General features: G+C 71.3%; 14 protein-coding genes. 6 read left to right on the top strand and 8 right to left on the bottom strand.

Translation table 11 applies throughout. The annotated features are described in order from the left end of the window. Positions 1–455 precede the first annotated feature (455 nt). Both ACFXJ8_RS33775 and ACFXJ8_RS33770 read right to left on the bottom strand, forming a co-directional pair. Entirely contained in the window at positions 456–2051 is a 1596-nt protein-coding gene (locus ACFXJ8_RS33775) for a bifunctional 3'-5' exonuclease/DNA polymerase (RefSeq protein WP_379648051.1), read from the bottom strand. Positions 2052–2346: 295 nt separating this feature from the next. Next, complete coding sequence (locus ACFXJ8_RS33770) at positions 2347–3837, bottom strand: metallophosphoesterase family protein (protein ID WP_379648050.1); 1491 nt, start codon at positions 3835–3837, stop codon at positions 2347–2349. Positions 3838–3938: 101 nt separating this feature from the next. Between ACFXJ8_RS33770 and ACFXJ8_RS33765 the strand changes: the two genes are divergently transcribed. After that, positions 3939–4322, top strand: a complete 384-nt coding sequence (locus tag ACFXJ8_RS33765; RefSeq protein ID WP_379648049.1) for a hypothetical protein — start codon at positions 3939–3941, stop codon at positions 4320–4322. On the opposite strand, the gene ACFXJ8_RS33760 is transcribed toward ACFXJ8_RS33765, so the two are convergent. Then, a complete protein-coding gene (locus ACFXJ8_RS33760) occupies positions 4323–5867 on the bottom strand; it encodes an FAD-binding oxidoreductase (protein ID WP_379648056.1) in 1545 nt (514 codons plus the stop codon). Positions 5868–5899: 32 nt separating this feature from the next. Here ACFXJ8_RS33760 and ACFXJ8_RS33755 point away from each other — a divergent pair, with 32 nt between their 5' ends. The 4 genes from ACFXJ8_RS33755 (at position 5900) to ACFXJ8_RS33740 (ending at position 9281) form a co-directional block, all read left to right on the top strand. After that, positions 5900–6397: a TetR/AcrR family transcriptional regulator gene (locus ACFXJ8_RS33755; protein ID WP_379648048.1), complete on the top strand. Its 498-nt coding sequence runs from the start codon at positions 5900–5902 to the stop codon at positions 6395–6397. Beyond that, complete coding sequence (locus ACFXJ8_RS33750; RefSeq protein WP_379648047.1) at positions 6394–7875, top strand: glycerol-3-phosphate dehydrogenase/oxidase; 1482 nt, start codon at positions 6394–6396, stop codon at positions 7873–7875. The genes ACFXJ8_RS33755 and ACFXJ8_RS33750 overlap by 4 nt, the downstream gene beginning before the upstream one ends. A gap of 78 nt (positions 7876–7953) precedes the next feature. Next, on the top strand, positions 7954–8868 hold the full coding sequence (locus ACFXJ8_RS33745; protein ID WP_379648046.1) for a sucrase ferredoxin: 915 nt from the start codon (positions 7954–7956) through the stop codon (positions 8866–8868). Between the two features lie 101 nt (positions 8869–8969). Further along, entirely contained in the window at positions 8970–9281 is a 312-nt protein-coding gene (locus ACFXJ8_RS33740) for a WhiB family transcriptional regulator (protein ID WP_192773819.1), read from the top strand. A 98-nt stretch (positions 9282–9379) separates the two neighbouring features. Here ACFXJ8_RS33740 and ACFXJ8_RS33735 read toward each other — a convergent pair whose 3' ends face one another. Both ACFXJ8_RS33735 and ACFXJ8_RS33730 read right to left on the bottom strand, forming a co-directional pair. Continuing rightward, positions 9380–9613, bottom strand: coding sequence for a DUF397 domain-containing protein (locus tag ACFXJ8_RS33735; protein WP_379648045.1), 234 nt, complete (start codon positions 9611–9613; stop codon positions 9380–9382). Positions 9614–9677: 64 nt separating this feature from the next. Further along, positions 9678–10568, bottom strand: coding sequence for a helix-turn-helix domain-containing protein (locus tag ACFXJ8_RS33730; RefSeq protein WP_379648044.1), 891 nt, complete (start codon positions 10566–10568; stop codon positions 9678–9680). A gap of 178 nt (positions 10569–10746) precedes the next feature. Here ACFXJ8_RS33730 and ACFXJ8_RS33725 point away from each other — a divergent pair, with 178 nt between their 5' ends. After that, positions 10747–11211, top strand: coding sequence for an ATP-binding protein (locus ACFXJ8_RS33725; RefSeq protein WP_379648043.1), 465 nt, complete (start codon positions 10747–10749; stop codon positions 11209–11211). Between the two features lie 8 nt (positions 11212–11219). On the opposite strand, the gene ACFXJ8_RS33720 is transcribed toward ACFXJ8_RS33725, so the two are convergent. From ACFXJ8_RS33720 to ACFXJ8_RS33710, 3 genes are all read right to left on the bottom strand, one after another. Next, complete coding sequence (locus tag ACFXJ8_RS33720) at positions 11220–11849, bottom strand: phosphoribosyltransferase (protein ID WP_379648042.1); 630 nt, start codon at positions 11847–11849, stop codon at positions 11220–11222. Between the two features lie 58 nt (positions 11850–11907). Further along, a complete protein-coding gene (gene rsgA, locus ACFXJ8_RS33715; protein WP_379648041.1) occupies positions 11908–13008 on the bottom strand; it encodes a ribosome small subunit-dependent GTPase A in 1101 nt (366 codons plus the stop codon). 164 nt (positions 13009–13172) lie between these two features. Beyond that, positions 13173–13343: a hypothetical protein gene (locus tag ACFXJ8_RS33710; protein ID WP_379648040.1), complete on the bottom strand. Its 171-nt coding sequence runs from the start codon at positions 13341–13343 to the stop codon at positions 13173–13175. Positions 13344–13440: the final 97 nt, after the last annotated feature.

Below are 13440 nucleotides of genomic sequence, written 5' to 3'. Positions count from 1 at the left end.
CGGGAACCCGCCCGCGACACCCCTGGGCACTCCATCCAGCGCATCCCCAGCCCGGGTCCCAGCGGGAACCCGCCCGCGACACCCCTGGGCACTCCGCCCAGCGCATCCCCAGCCCGGGTCCCAGCGGGAACCCGCCTGCAACCCTGATCAGCGCCCCGCCCGGCGCATCCCCAGCCCGGGACCCCACCGCGTCCCGCCCCTACCTGGCCCGCCCAACACCCCCGTGGCCTCACCGGAAACCCGCGCACACCACCCGGTCCGGGATGCCACCCACGAACCGCCCCCTGCACACCCCCGCCCGGATCCCAGCGGAACCCGGGGCCACGGCCACACCGGCTCTCCGGTGGATCCCGCGCCCCGGCACCGCCTCGATGTGGATCGCCGGGTCGGATCACCCGGCGCGCGACCCTGGCGTCTCCCGAGGTGGCGGGTCGAGAGACTCCGCCGTCAGGGGGCTATTTGGCGTCGGCGTAGCAGGAGACCGTGACCGCCTCCATCGGGAAACGCACCGGCGTCGCCCCGAACAGCAGCCGCGTCGCCTCCGTCGCGGCCGCGGCGATGGCGGCGGTCACCTGCTCGGCCTGGCCGAGCGGGCAGTGCACCATCACCTCGTCATGCTGGAAGAACACCAGCCTGGCAGGCTCGGGCAGCAACCCGCGCAGCACCGCCATCAGCGCCAGCGCCCACTCCGCCGCCGTGGCCTGGACGACGAAGTTGCGGGTGAAGCGCCCCCTGTCGCGGGCCGCCCGAACCCCGTCCGGCCCCGAGACGAGGTCCTTCCATCGTTGCGACGGCGGCGGGCTCGTCCGGCCGAGCCACGACCTGACGAGCTTGCCCTCCTCCCCCGCCTTGGCCGCGTCCTCCACGAACCGGTAGGCGCGCGGGAAGCGCTCCCGCATCACGGCGAGCAACTTGGGCGCGTCGCCGCTGGTGCCGCCGTACATGGCGGAGAGCATCGCGATCTTGGCGTTGTCGCGCTCGCCACCGAAGGCCTTGGCGAGCGCCGAGTAGAGGTCGATCTCCCCCGCGGCGCCGGCCAGGCCCCTGTCGCCCGCCATGGCAGCCAGCACCCTCGGCTCCAGCTGGGCGGCGTCGGCCACGATCAGCGCCCAGCCCTCGTCGGCCACCACGACCTTGCGCATCACCTTGGGGATCTGCAGCGCCCCTCCGCCGCTGGTCGCCCAGCGGCCCGAGACGACGCCGCCCACGACGTACTCCGCCCTGAAGCGCCCGTCGCGCACCCACTGGTCGGCCCACACCCAGCCGTGGAAGCTGTAGAGCCTGGCCAGCTCCTTGTAGGCCAGCAGCGGCGCGACGGCGGGGTGGTCGATCTGCTTGAGCTCCCACGATCGGGTGGTCTTCAGCGCCACACCCGCCGACTTGAACGCCTTGACCAGTTGCTGCACGGAGTCGGGGTTGACGGGGTGGCCGAACGCCGCCGACACCTGGTCGGCCAGCGCCTGCAGCTTGGCGGGCCGCATGCCGTGGACGGGCCGCGGGCCGAGCAGTTCGGTGAGCAGCTCGTCGTGGACGTCGCGCCGCCACGGCATGCCGTCATGGCCCATCTCGGCGGCGATCAGCGCGCCCGCCGACTCGGCGGCGACGAGCAGCCTGAACCTGCCGGGGTCGGGCAACGCCTCGATCCTGGCCAGCTGGTCGGCCAGGACCTCTGCCAGCGCGTCGGCGCCGAGCTCGACCCGTTCGGGCTCGAACAGCGTGTCCTGCCTGGCCGTGGCCCCGCCGCCGTCCTCGGGCACGGGCAGGCCGTGCAGCCTGGCGTGGGCGGCCTCGGCCGAGCGCGGCTCGCCGTACCGGCCCTCGTGGGCCAGCAGCAATCCCTCGGTGAGCGTCAGATCGTGGCAGCGCGCCACCCGCACGCCCGCCGCCAGCAGCGCGGGGTAGACCTGCCGGGCGTCGGCCCAGACCCAGCGCGGGCGGCGCGGCTCCAGCTCCCGTACGGCGGCGGCGAGATCGCCGACGCGGCGGGCCAGGCCCTCGACCGGGCGCAGCGTCCCGCCGCCCGAGGAGTCTGAGGTCAGGGCGACGTACACGCGTCCAGCCTGCCAGGCTCCACCGACATTTCCCCGACCGGCCCACACTGGCCGAAGCCCCCGTCTCCTCGACGAGGTCAACCCCGACGAGCCCGACGGCGGCCACCGAGAAAGCAGCCGGGCGGGGCCGGAAAGCCCAGCCGCCGAGGGTGGCGGCTACCGGAAGGCCGGTGGTGCGGAGAGGGTCGGTGGCACGGCGAGGGCGACCACCGAGAATGCAGCCGGGCGGGTGTGGAGAGCCCGCCACCGAGGGTGCGGGCCGGGGTCAGGCGATCCAGGCCAGCGGGCACGGGGGTCAGAAGGTCAGGGGGATGGTCACCTCGTCCTCCAGCGGAGGGTCGAGCTCCTGCGGCAGGCAGCCCGTCGCCCCGAAGCACCGGATGGTCACCGCGTCCCGCATCACCTTCACATGCAGGAAGCTCTTGAAGAACGGCGGTGTGTCCCAGTCCGACAGCTCCGACAGGTACCGGTGGAAGACCCGCCCCACCGGCAGCCGCAGCGGCATCGGCCACGCGCCCAGTACCCGCGCCGCCCACCGCATCCTGCGCGTGATCGTCACGGTGGGGTCGACCTGCCGGACCGGGGTGTTCTTGATGCGGTCGGCCATGATGCAGGCCGCCTCGCTCGGCGTCAGGTAGAGCCAGCGCATCCGCAGCCGCTTGGCGTACAGCTGGCTGTAGAACGACAGCGAGTCGCCACGCAGCGGGTAGCACTTGAACTCGTCCTCGTGCACCCCCGCCACGTCCACCCGCTCGATCGTGTGCGTGGCGTGCATGAAGGCGCCCGCCCCGCCCGCGACCACGTACTGGATCGTCCGGCCCCCCACGTCGACCGGGTAGCGCTGGTAGTTGTGCACGTCGCCGCCGATGGCCGCGACGTAGCGGTGCGCCGGGTCGCGGACGATGTCGTCGATCGTCCCGCCGCCTTCCAGCGGCGAGGGCTTGTGGACGTTGCGGGTGTAGATGGGCTTGCCGGTGATGAGGATCTTGGGTCTGGGGTCGCGTGAGGTACGGCGCAGCCACTCGACCTGGTCCTTGTCGATCAGGCCGTCGATGCCGGTGTCGATCCCGACGATCAGCAGGCTCTCGCTCTCGATCGCCCAGTAGGAGGCGGGCTGGACGGCCTGCTGCGCGGGAGCGCCGCGCATGGTGCGGGCCTGGGCGAGCGCCGCCTCGTCGATCGGCTCGGGCCTGCGCCACAGCAGGCCGCGCAGGCCCCGATCCGGCTTGGGCTTCAGCGGGGGCGCGTCGCAGAAGACGCGCATGAACCCGCCGAGCCCGTCGTACCAGTCGTGGTTGCCTGGGAGGGCGTAGATGGGCGCCTGGTAGTCCTTGTAGGGCCGGAAGAACTTGTGCGGGTAGTCGTTGCCCGCGCCCGTCGGGTAGATCACGTCGCTGGCGATCACCGCGAAGGCGGTGTCCTCGCCGATGGCAAGCAGCCCGGGCACGACGGCGTACTGCGAGGCGTCGCCCTCGCCTGGATCGCCCAGGAGCAGGAAGGAGTAGCTTGTGCCGAGCCCCTGCCTGATCCTGAGGTCGCCGTCCACGCCGCGGGCGCGCTGCGCCTCGACCCAGCGCCGCCGTACCTCTCCCGAGGGGTCGCCGAACAGGCCGGACAGGACCTCGTTGCGCGAGCGCCAGAGCGTGCGGGGACTGAACCAGGAGAAGATGTCGTTGTCGGGACGCAGGTCCTTGTACGTCCCGATCTGCTGGCAGCGCCATCCGGCGCCCTCCTCCGAGGTGCGGGAGGAGACCCGCTTTCCACGTTCCGCGGCGACTTCGACCATGACCATATCTTTACCTGATCTCTCGGCCCTGTCATCGAGCGACCACGTGCGGTAGCCTTCACCCCCAAGCAAGCGGTTGTCGATGCTGCGGGGGGCTGGGGATGGCCCGCACCGGTTCAGGGGATGGGATCAGCGCCGACGCCGTCGAGGGGCTGCTCGCCTATGCCGCGACGCAGCGGGGGTTCGGCGGCGGGGCGACGATGAGCACGGAGAAGGCGATCGCGGATGCCAGGGTGCTGGCGGCCCGCGATCCGGTCAGGCACGCGGGGCTGCTGGCCAGGGCGCTGCGGACGGGCGCCAGGCACCTGATGTCGCGCGGCAGGCCCGAACGGGCGCTGCCGCTGGCGGAGGAGGCGCTCGGGCTGGCCAGGGCGCTCGGCGGCGCGCCGCTGGTCATGGCGCTCGGCTGTACGGCGGACGTGCTGACCGCCCTCGGCCGTAAGGAGGAGGCGCTCATGCTGCTGGAGGAGGCGGAGAAGGAGTGATCACGCCAGGATGAGCACCCCGGGGTTCATGATCCCGGCGGGGTCGAGGCGCTGCTTGACCGCGCGCAGGATCTCGACGCCGAGCGGGCCGATCTCCTCGGCGTAGGCCTGCCTGTGGTCCCTGCCGACGCCGTGGTGGTGCGAGATCGTGCCGCCCGCGCCGACGATCGCCGCGTTGACCGCCTGCTTGGCGCTCTCCCATTCGGCCAGGCCGCGCTCGGTCACCACGGTGAAGTACAGGGACGCGCCGGTCTCGTAGACGTGCGAGATGTGACACATGACCAGGGGCGTGCCGAGCGCGCCGAGCAGCGCCAGCCGTACCGCGTCGTAGAGCCTGGGCAGGTTCGACCAGAAACCGGCGGTCTCCATCGTTTCGACCGTCGCGCCCGCGGCGAGCAGGGAGTCGCGCAGGTACGGCGCGGCGAACCGGCCGTGCTGCCACGCCTGTCCCGGCTCGGCCCCCAGATAGGTGCCGCCCGCCTGGGCCAGGACAGCCCCCGCCCCCTGGCGATCCTTCTCGTGACCGGCGATCAGCAGGCAGCCGGAGTCGCCGGAGCCGATGGCCTCGGGCTTGGCCAGGCCGATCATCGTCTCGGTCTCGTCGGACAGCCGCAGCACCGTGGGCAGCAGCCCCTCCTGGGCGAGGGTGCGCATCGCCGCCGATCCCGCCGCGAACGACTCGAACCGCCATCCCTCGTAGACCGTCTCGGCGGGGGCGCGCCGTACCCGCAGGCGCAGGGAGGTGATGACCCCGAAGGCGCCCTCCGAGCCGAGGACGACCTGCCGCAGGTCCGGGCCCGCGCCGGATTTGGGCGCGCGGCCGAGGTCGAGTGTTCCCGAGGGGGTGGCCACGGTCAGGCCGACGACCATGTCGTCGAAACGCCCGTATCCCGCCGAGGCCTGGCCGCTCGACCTGGCGGCCGCGAAGCCGCCGAGCGTGGCGTACTCGTAGGACTGGGGGAAGTGGCCGAGGGTGAGACCGTGCTCGCCGAGCAGCCGTTCGGCGTCGGGAGCGCGCAGGCCCGGTTCCAGTTCGGCGACCATCGACTCGGTGTCGACCGAGACCAGGCGGTCGAGCCGCGCCAGGTCGAGGGCGATCACCGCACCGGCCCCAGCTCCGTTCACGAGGCCGCCGCTCGCGAGGCCGCCGACGACCGAGGTGCCCCCGCCGAAGGGGACGACCGCCACCCGGTGCCGTCCGCACACCTCCAGGACGCGCAGCACCTCCTCGTGCGAGCCGGGCAGCACGATCGCGTCGGGGGCGTCCGAGCCGTCGCCGGCGCGCATGCGCAGCAGGTCGGGCGTGGACTTGCCGCGGGTGTGCCTGATCCTCGCCTCACGGTCGGTGCGCACGTGGGCCTCGCCCACCGCCTCGCGCAGCTCGTGCGCCGCCGCGTCGGCGAGCGAGACGGGCGGCAGCCGTACCTCGTCGAGGGCCGCGGCCGGCGCGGGCTCGCGCACCCCCATGAGGTCGTGCAGGAGCGTGCGGATCTGGTCGGGCAGTTCGCGGGCCTTGGCGGGGTCGCCCCAGCCGCTCCACAGCATCGGTTCGTTCTCCACGCCTTACACTGTGACATATGACGGCAATTCGTCACAATGATGTGGTGCTGGATGCCGCGCGCGAGTGCGTGCTGGCCTACGGGGTCCGGCGGACGACGCTGACCGACGTGGCCCGGCGGGCGGGGGTGTCGCGGATGACCATCTACCGCGGCTGGCCCGACGTGGGCAGCCTGGTCGCCGATGTGATGACGCGTGAATGGCTGGCCGTCGTGGCGGCCCTCGACCTGTCCGACCCCGTCGCCGCGGTGGTCAAGGGCGTGCGGACGCTCAGGGAGCACCCGCTGTGGCGGAAGATCGTCGAGGTCGACCCCGAGCTGCTGCTGCCGTACCTGACGATGCGCAGGGGCGCCAGCCACGACGCGATCCTCGCGGTGCTCGAACGGAGCATGAGCCCCGTCCAGGCGCGCGCCGTCCTGCTGACCGCCCAGTCGTTCCTGCTGTCGGCCCACACCATGGGCGACCCCGCAACCCTCGACGCCGAACTGGCGACCCTCCTGGAGAGGTACCTGGCATGAACACCTCGCTGAACGCCGCCCGCAGGCTCGCCGACCTGGAGCGGGTCCGGAATACGGCCGTCGACGTGCTGGTCGTCGGGCTCGGCGCGACAGGGGCGGGCGTGGCGCTGGACGCCGCCTCCCGTGGGCTGTCCGTGGCCGCCGTCGACGCCCACGACCTGGCCTTCGGCACCTCGCGGTGGAGCTCCAAGATGATCCACGGCGGGCTGCGCTACCTGGCCAAGGGGCAGGTGGGCGTGGCCCACGAGAGCGCGGTCGAGCGCGGCATCCTGCTCAGCCGCACCGCCCCGCACCTGGTCAAAGCCGCGCCGTACCTGATGCCGCTCACCCCCGCCGTCTCGCGCGGGCAGGCGGCGCTGGTCATGACCGGCTACCGGATGGGCGACGGGCTGCGCGCGGCGGCGCGTACGCCGCGCAGGCTGCTGCCCGGCCCCTCGCGCCTGCCCGCGGCCAGGGCCCGGCGGCTGGCTCCTCCTCTGCGTGCGGACGGCCTGCGCGGGGGCCTGCTGTCGTGGGACGGGCGGCTGGTCGACGACGCCCGCCTGGTCGTGGCGATCGCCCGTACGGCGGCGGGCCACGGCGCGCGGATCCTGACCAGGTGCAGGGCCCTGGAGCTGCACCGCGGCGGCGCCCAGGTGCGCGACGAGCTGACCGGAGAGTCCTTCACGATCAGGGCCCGCGTCGTGGTGAACGCCGCGGGCGTGTGGGCGGGGCAGCTGAGCCCCGACATCAGGCTGCGGCCCTCGCGTGGCACCCATCTGGTACTGCGCGGCGAGGCGCTGCCTGGGTTGCGGGCCGGGCTTCACGTGCCGATTCCCGGGGAGAGCAACCGGTTCGCGCTGGTCCTGCCCCAGCACGACGGCCGGATCTACGTCGGCCTGACCGACGAGCCCGTGGACGGGCCGGTGCCCGACGTGCCCGAGGTCCCCGAGCAGGACGTGAGCGCGCTGCTGGCCGTGCTGAACACGGTCCTGGAGACCGCGGTGGACAGGAGCCAGGTGGCGGGCGCCTACGCGGGCCTGAGGCCGCTGCTGGAGGCCGAGGGCCGTACGGCCGACCTGTCGCGCAGGCACGCCGTGCTGACCTCGCCCGACGAGGTGATCACCGTCACCGGCGGCAAGCTCACCACCTACCGGCGCATGGCGCAGGACGCCGTGGACGCGGCCGTCAGGCTGCGGAACCTGCCCGCGGGGCCTTGCGTCACCCATCGGGTCCCGCTGGTCGGCGCCGAACCGCTGGGCGGGCCCTCGGGGCTGGTGGAGCGGTACGGCGGCGAGGCCGCGGCCGTGCACGAGCTGGTGAAGCTGCACCCCGAGCCGGTGGGGGCGGGCCGCGCGCTCGGTGAGCTGGTGTGGGCGGTCAGGCACGAGGGCGCGCTCGATGAGGCCGACCTGCTCGACCGCCGTACCAGGATCGGGCTGATTCCCGAGGACAGGGAGGCGGCGCTCGCCGCGGCCCGCCACGCCTTCACCCTGTAAATGTGTGTCAGCCCTCCGCGCACTCCCCAAACCGTTAGGTTAGTCTTACCTAATAACTTGCTCGGGGGAAGGTGAAGCATGGCCAAGGGGTGCGACCATCCGGTCGGCTGTCACACCGGTGACGTGCCGACCCTCGCCAGCGCGACGGTCGGCGCCCGCCTGTGGCTGCTCATCGAACACGAGGGCCCCTGGGCCTCACATCTGGAAAACTGCGAACTTCCTGAAGAGATCGCGGAACTCGTGCGAAGAGCCGCGGAACGCGGTATCAGGCCCCAGCTGATCCGCCGCCCCCGCCGCCGGACCCGGCAGCGGGACCAGGGCATCCGTGTGCTAGTCGGCTACGCGGCGGGCCCGAACCCCTGGCTGGCCAGGGGTGTCGTCGCAGGTCCCGACGATCTTGACTTGGACGCCGTGTTGGCCGGAGTGGTCCCAGAGTCCTGCATACTTGAAGACGAGCCGGTATTTCTGGTCTGCACGCACGCCAAGCGCAATGCGTGCTGCGCCCGCATTGGACTACCCCTCGCTCGTGCGCTGGCAGAAGTTTTGCCGGACAGAGTGTGGGAAACCTCACATGTTGGCGGCGATCGCTACGCCGCCAACCTCGTGTGCTTGCCACACGGAATTTTCTACGGCAGCATGTCTCAGGCTGCTGCGATCGCAGCGGCCAACGCGTACCGGTCCGGCGAGGTGATTCTCGACCGTTTCCGGGGACGCGCAGGCATCCCTGAGCCATTGCAGGCCGCCGAACATTTCGCCCGTGCCCACACGGGTGAGCTGTCGGTAGGCGGAGTGGCCGTGGAATCCTCAAGGTCGGACGGCGACGTCACCGAAGCCATCGTGCGCTGCGGTGAGGTCCGGTTCCAGGTTGTGGTTGAGCCATCGGTGTTCCAAACACCGTGTGGTACGGCTTGCGCCGAGACGATCACCACCTACCGGCTGGTCTCGCTGGACAGGCTCACGCCTGTGCGGTACGCCACGCCCGCCCTCACTTGATCACGGGAACATCACGGCACACCCCTGCGTTGGAACAGTGACGCCGAAAGCGTCCAATGCGGCTCAATCACTGAAATACCTCTCACGAAGGTGGTTTTCTCATGTCTCAGGTACGTCGGCAGATCGCCCGCCCGCGCCCCAGCTGGGGTTGGCAGGATGATGCCGCGTGCCGAGGTGAGGACCTCGTGCTCTTCTTCGGTCCCGATGGCGAGCGGCAGCCCGAGCGTGACGTCCGCGAGCGGAAGGCCAAGGCGATCTGCGCCCAGTGCCCCGTTCGCGCCGAGTGCCTTGACTACGCGCTGTCCCGGCCCGAGAAGTACGGCACGTGGGGCGGTCTGAACGAGGACGAGCGCGCCTCCGAGCGTCGCCGTCGCATGCGCCGCGCGGCCAGCGCAGGCATCTCCGCCGCCTGAGTTCCACCCCGGCAGCACCCAGGAACAGCGTGATCACGCAGTTGTCCCGATGACCAACTCGAACCCGGTCGGGACAACTGCCTGATCAAGCGATTCCTTCAGCTGATCAGGTCGTCGAACTCCCCGTCTTTGGCACCCAGCACGAACGCGGTGATCTCCGCCTTGGTGTAGACGAGTGCGGGATCGTCGGGGAAGCGGGAGTTGCGCACCGCGTACTGACCCGTCGGCAGGGCGGCCACCTCCACGCAGTTACCGTTCGGATTACTGCGCCTGCCCTTGCGCCAGGCCACCGCGAGGCTGCTCGCGGCGATGCCGTTGGGAATCTCCCCCATGGTTCCTCCTCGTGCGTGCGAATGCACGTGCATCTGTGCTTGCAGTGCACGAGGATATGACGAACTAGAAGATCTTGCGCAATCGCTCCAGAAAGCGCCTGCTTTCAGCAGGAGTGTCCGCTTGCACGCTGAGCCGGTCCATGACCTTCATGTAGTGCTCGGACTCGCCCAGCTTGTCCAGGTAGAGCGCGCTCGACAGCTGCTCCATGTAGACCACGTCGGGCAGCTCGGACTCGGGGAAGCGCAGGATCGAGAACGGCCCGCCCGCAGCCGCGTGGCCTCCCCTGTCGAACGGCATGACCTGCACCGTCACGTTCGGCAGCGCGGAGATCTCGATGAGGTGGTCGATCTGGCCGCGCATGACCTCGGCCCCGCCGAGCATGCGGCGCAGCACCGCCTCGTCGAGCACGGCCCACAGCGCGACGGCCCTGTCCCCCCTCAGCCGCTCCTGTCTGGTGGTCCTGAGCGCGACCCTGCGTTCCATCTCACTCTTCGGCGCCTTGTCGTGCGCCAGCGAGATCACCGCCCTGGCGTACTCGGGCGTCTGCAGCAGGCCGGGCACGAACTGGTTCTCATAGGTACGGATCACCGAGGCCGCGCCCTCAAGCCCGATGTAGACCTCGAACCAGCTCGGCAGCAGGTCGCTGTACTTGTGCCACCAGCCCGGCTGGTTGGCCTGCCTGGCCAGGTCGAGCAGCCTCGCCCGATCGTCGGGGTCGCTCACGCCGTACATGGTGAGCAGGTCGGCGACGTCGCGCTCCTTGAAGCTCACCTGGCCGAGCTCGAGCCGGCTGATCTTGGCGTGGGAGGCCCTGATCGCGTAGCCGGCGTCCTCCCTGGAGATCCCCTTGGCCGTGCGCAGCCTTCTGAGCTGGGCGCCGAGCAGGATGCGCAGAACCGTCGGACCGCCGCCCTTGCTGGAGCTCAGGGGCCGCACGTTCGCCGCCGCTTCCACGCGCCGTCTCCTTTCCGGGAAAGATCACAGTGTGACATGGATCGGGGATAATATCGGCCCGTCCGCACGTGCATTTGCGGTTTGCATCCGTAAAACACGAAAAGTCTTGCATCTGTAAGCCATCGCCGTAAACATGGTCACTTGGACCGCGCGAAGTATCCGAGCCCCGGGGACCTCCATGACCACTTCCGCAGCACCATGGCACGCCGCGACGGGCACCGCACCGCCCGAGTGGCTAAGCGTCCTGCTGTCCGGCGGCCCGCCGGGCGACCAAGCGGTGGCGCTCGACTTCGCCACGCCCGTGGATCCGGCCGTCGTGGGGGTGGCCAGGTCGTTCGTGCGCACCACCTTCGCCGGCTGGGACCATGACGAGGCGGTGTTCGACGCGCAGCTCGTCGTCTCCGAACTGGTGACCAACGCCATCAGGCACGGCGGGGGCGCCAGATCGCTGAAGCTGGTGTGCTCCCAACGCCGGCTGGGCTGCGCGGTGCGCGACTTCAGCGGCGCGGTGCCGGTGACCGCGACGTCGGGGTTCCTCGCCGAGTTCGGCAGGGGGCTGCCGCTCATCGAGGCGCTGACGACCGCCTGGGGGTGGCTGTGTCCCGCCGGCGGCGGAAAGCTGGTCTGGGCCGCGCTCACCTGAGGCGCGCTTCAGCGCTGCGACAGCAGGTCCAGCACGTCCGCGTCGCTCAGCTGCTCGAAGCTCCCGTACCACTGCCCGACCGCGAAGAAGTCGGGTGGCGTGGCCAGCACGACCACCTCGTCGGCCTCGGCGCGCAACGCCCTGACCGTCTGCGGAGCGCCGACCGGCACGGCGAGGGTGAGCCTGCCGGGCTTGGCAGCGTCGACGAACCTGAGCGCCGCCCTCGCCGTACCGCCGGTGGCCAGACCGTCGTCGACGACCACGACATCGCGGCCGGTCAGCGACGGCAACGGCCTGCTGCCCCGGTAGACCCGCACCCTGCGCTTCAGCTCGGCCCGCTCCCGCTCGACCACGGCCTCCAGGCCGGCGGGCGTCAGGCCCAGACCGGTCATCAGCCGTTCGTCGAACACCGGCTCCCCGTCCTCCGCCATCGCGCCGACGCCCAGCTCGGGCTGGGCCGGATAGCCGATCTTCCTGGTGACCAGGACGTCGAGCACGCCGCCGAGCCGCCGTACCACGGGCACCGCCACGGCCACCCCGCCGCGCGGCAGTGCCAGCACGACGGGGTCCTTCACCCCGAGCAGGCGCTCTGCCAGCAGGGCGCCCGCCTCGGCTCTGTCGGCGAACAGAGGGCCCATGCCCGAGTGATACCCGCGCCCGCCGCCTCCTAGCGTCGCGGGCAACACCCGGGGTCAACTAGGGACGATTACGGCCCGACCTGCGCATTTCCTTGTGGATGATCTTCCATTTCTGCTGCTGTTCCTTGCGCAGCCTGGCATCCGTCCTGCCCGCCATCCACGCGGCCTCGCGCTGGAGCTTGAACCAGCTCTCCAGCCTGCGCTCGGGCAGTTCGCCCGACTCCACGGCCGCCTGTACGGCGCAGCCCGGCTCGCCGTCATGACCGCAGTCGCCGAACCTGCACGAGCCGGCCAGCTCCTCGATGTCGGCGAAGACCAGGTCGACCCCGTCGGTCATCTCGTAGAGGCCGACCCGCCTGATGCCGGGCGTGTCGATGATCAGCCCGCCGCCGGGCAGCGGGATGAGCTCCCTGTGCACGGTGGTGTGCCGTCCCCTGCCGTCGGCCGCGCGGACCTGCTGGGTGTCCATGACACCCTCGTCGGCCAGCGCGTTGACGAGCGTGGACTTGCCCGCCCCCGAAGGGCCGAGCACCACGGCCGTACGTGAGCCGGCGAGATAATCGCGCACCAGCGAGACTCCCTCGCCCAGCAGCGAGGAGACGGCGTGCACCGGCACACCGGGCGCCGCCGCGGCGACGTCGGCCAGCAGCTCGTCGAGCCCCCGCTCGAACAGGTCGGACTTGGTGATGAGCACGACGGGCGTGCCGCCGCTCTCCCACGCCAGCGCCACCAGCCGCTCGATGCGGCCGAGGTCGGCGAAGTCGGTGGCGTGCATGGACGGCTCGGCCACGAACACGAGGTCGACGTTGGCGGCCAGCACCTGCCCCTGGCCGTCACCCGACAGCCCGCCGCGCGAGACGCGGCTGACGCCGCCCCTGACGAAGGCGGTACGGCGGGGCAGCACGTCGTCGAGCTCATAACGCCCCTCGGGCAGCGCCCTGAGCGCCACCCAGTCGCCCACGCACGGGAGCGCGACCGGATCGTCGGCCGAGGCGCGCCGCACGCGGGCGCCGTACTTGACGTGGTGGTGCCCATCGGCGGTGATCACCTCGGCGGCGCCGCGGTCGACCCGCGCCACCCGTCCGGGAATCGTGCCGGTGGGGAGCTCGGCCGCCAGCGAATCGGTCCAGCCGAGCAGGGAAAGATCGTACGAAGTCACGCTTGGGTTACCCTTCGGAAAACCGGGCCCCGCAGCGGAATGGTCAGGCGGGCACCCGGAGGATGTCGGACAGCGAGTAGCTCAGAAAGACCCGCATAGTCCTCACCTCCCGTGTCGTGGCCGTCTGCCTTTCGGGCACCTTATCACGCCAGGCTCCTCGGCGATCAGCGACTGCCGGGGCGCTGGTACCGGTCATGGCGGAACAGCGCGCAGAAGCCGGTCCGATGGCGTCCCGCACCGCGCGGCGGCTCCGTCCACAGGACGGCGGCGCTGACGAGCGCGGACAGGACCAGCAGGATCCCGAGCAGGATTTCGGCAAGGACAGTGAGCGACATCTCGGCTCTCCCTTCGCCTCGCGGTGGGCATGCGATCACGAGGACGAAGGTCTTCCCGCACCCTGCGCTCAGGCGGCAGGGCCACCCCGCCGGGCCC

The sequence above is a fragment of the Nonomuraea sp. NPDC059194 genome, from assembly GCF_042754765.1.
In the GTDB taxonomy this organism is placed as follows: Bacteria; Actinomycetota; Actinomycetes; order Streptosporangiales; family Streptosporangiaceae; genus Nonomuraea.
This window is presented reverse-complemented; position numbering and strand designations above follow the sequence as displayed.